Here is a 2,715-nt window from a genome sequence, read left to right as displayed (position 1 = left end):
CCCCCGCCCCGCCGATATAGAGCTCGCCCACCGCCCCGAACGGCACCGGCGCACCATGAGCGTCCAGCAGGTAGATCCGCGTGTTCGCAATCGGACGGCCAATGGGAATCGAGGCCAGCCCCCCGACAGCGTCTGATATTGCGAATGTGGCACATCCAACCGTCGCTTCTGTCGGACCATAATGATTGATCAGACGCACGTTCGGAAAACGCTCTTGCCAAAACTGCATGTCTCCCGGGATCAAGGCCTCCCCACCGACCATGAGCGCTCTGGTCGGGGCTGGTCCCTTGTCGGCTTCAAGCCGCTTGTTCAGCAGGCTTAAATGCGAAGGCGTCAGCTTGATTAGATCATAGGTCTGACCATCCTCTAAACCAGCAAGCGCATGTATTTGGGCAATGGGGTTGACAAGACGAAGCTTGGCGCCCGCCAACAAAGGCCCGAACAAGGTCGTAACGCCAGCATCAAAGCTGAACGACAGCAGCATGGGCGAACCGTTGCCGGCTTCTTCGTAATGGCTGCGATCCGACCAATGCAAATAGTTGACCAGACTTCCATGCTCGACCATGACGCCCTTTGGGGTTCCGGTTGAGCCAGAGGTGTAGATCACATAGGCGAGATGGCGCGCGGTGAGGCCAAGGGCGCGCGGCTCGGGATCCGAAGCAGGCAGTTCGGCCCAGACCGGGGTGGCCGTTTCCAGATCGACCACCGTCACATCGACAAGCGCCTCAGGGCCGAGCGCGGCGCGTCCGGCCGCATCGCAAACTAGCAGCCGCGGCGCGGCATCCGCGAGGACCTGCCGCAGCCGCGCGCAGGGATAGGCCGGGTCCAGCGGCAGATAGGCGCCGCCGGCCTTCAGGATCGCCAAGACACCCACCACCATCGCCAGGCTGCGCTCCAGGCAGATCGCCACTGGCTGATCCGGCTTCACCCCGAGCGCGATCAGATGATGGGCCAGCCGGTTGGCCCGGGCGTTGAGTTCGCCATAGGAGAGCGCCTCGTCCTCATGGACCACCGCCACCGCCTCCGGCGCCTGGCGCACCTGTTGCTCGAACAGCTCGTGGATGAAAAGATCCGACGGATAGGCCGCCGCCGTCCGGTTCAGATCCTCCAAAAGGTAGGTCCGCTCCTCGGGCGACAGCAGTTCAATCCGGCCGACCGGCAGCCCGGCATCGGCAACCACAGCGCACAACAGATTCTGCAAATGCTGCGTCATGCGGTCGATCTGCTCCGGTGCCAATCGACTTGCATCAAAGTGCCATCGAAAGCTCCCATCCAGAGCGCAAAGCTCGAATGTCAGCAAATCACCGGATAGGGTTGTCTCAGAACTCGCGTTCGAAGCTAGATCGCCAGCGGCAGAACAACTATCTGCTGTAATCGTGATGCCAAGCGGCCAGGGCCGGTGCGACCGTAGCGCCTCCACACCTCGCAATGTCGGGCAGCGCGCGATAAGATCCCGGGCAAAGCTAGCGTGCGCCCTCAGCTGAGCGAATTCGGCCGCCACCGCTTTGCGCATTTCCTCAAAATCATGTGCAAGATCAATGGTAACTTCCATCGGCACGACAGAGGCGATAAGCACCTCCACCGCTTTCAAACCGGCTTGCGATCTATCCGATGCAGGCGTCCATCCCAGTTGAAGCTCTGTTTCTCCCGCGATACGGGCGAGATAGATCAGCCAAGCCGTTACCAGGTATTCCGTGCGATCATGTGGCGCCAGTTTAGCCAAAGCACTTGGAATGAACCACGAGCTCGACTGCCATCTGTGCGGCGCTTCAGCCACGGACGCCGATAGAAAAGGAAGCTGCAATATTTTAAACTGCTCAAGCCGCTGTCGCCAAAAATCCTCTGAAGGCGCCAGCTTTTCATGGGCGGCAGTTATGCTCCGCGCCTGATCACCGCTCAAAATTGGAAGGCGATAACCTTCATCCAGATTGAAGTTCCTGGCGAGTGCTCGCGCGTCCAGCAGCTGACCATCGGGGCCGCCAAAGCAAACATCAACATCCTGCGCACCCGTCGCCACACGCCAGTGGCCGGAGTGGATTTCAAGCAGGGAACCCGCCGGAAGGCCCGAGCGTCGAGGCAACACCTCCAAGCGCCTGACTATGACAACGTCATCACCCACGAAAGCCTTGGGCAGACACAATCGATTGGGATTATACGGCCCAAAGTCTAGTGCACGGGTCATCGCTGACAAATCTCGCGCGGATCGATCCCATCGCAGACAGCCTGCCGCATCTGGGCGTCGACGTCTCGGAAAATAGCTTCTGTCGACTAGCGCCTGCGGACGAGCAGTAAGCTTTCCCTTCGCCAAGCCAGTTAAAAGCTCGCGGAAGCCCTCGACCGCGGCTTCATGACATCTGAGGTTCAAGCTCAACGCCGTGTCGGTGGGCGCAATTAACACTTGGCGCCTAACCACCAGCTCACCCGCATTAACACCATCATCGATACGATGCCACGTGATGGCATACTCGCTCTCCTGGGCCAGCAGCGCCCAGGACGTCGCGTGAGTTCCTGCATATCGTGGCAGTGGACCGTCGTGGTAATTGAAAGCACCTTGTCGGGCTCGCCCAAACATGTCCGGTGGCAATATAAGCGGATTGGCAACGGAGAAAATGCAATCCACCGGCTCGGCCTTCAAACGAGAGCAGAGCTCGTCAACACTCGCAATACACGGGATATTGGCGCGAGCCGCCCAATCCGCGAATATAGCGTCGCCAC

Annotated in this window: 1 protein-coding gene; it reads right to left on the bottom strand. The window is 59.8% G+C overall.

Annotation, left to right across the window (positions count from 1 at the left end; genetic code table 11):
• The coding region (locus NKI25_RS36085; protein WP_353000932.1) for an AMP-binding protein at positions 1–2,665 on the bottom strand (2,665 nt) is incomplete at its 3' end.
• Positions 2,666–2,715: the final 50 nt, after the last annotated feature.

This window comes from Mesorhizobium sp. M0808 (assembly GCF_040320025.1).
In the GTDB taxonomy this organism is placed as follows: Bacteria; Pseudomonadota; Alphaproteobacteria; order Rhizobiales; family Rhizobiaceae; genus Mesorhizobium.
Note: the sequence above shows the minus strand (reverse complement) of the source record. Positions and strands in the feature narration are given on the sequence as shown.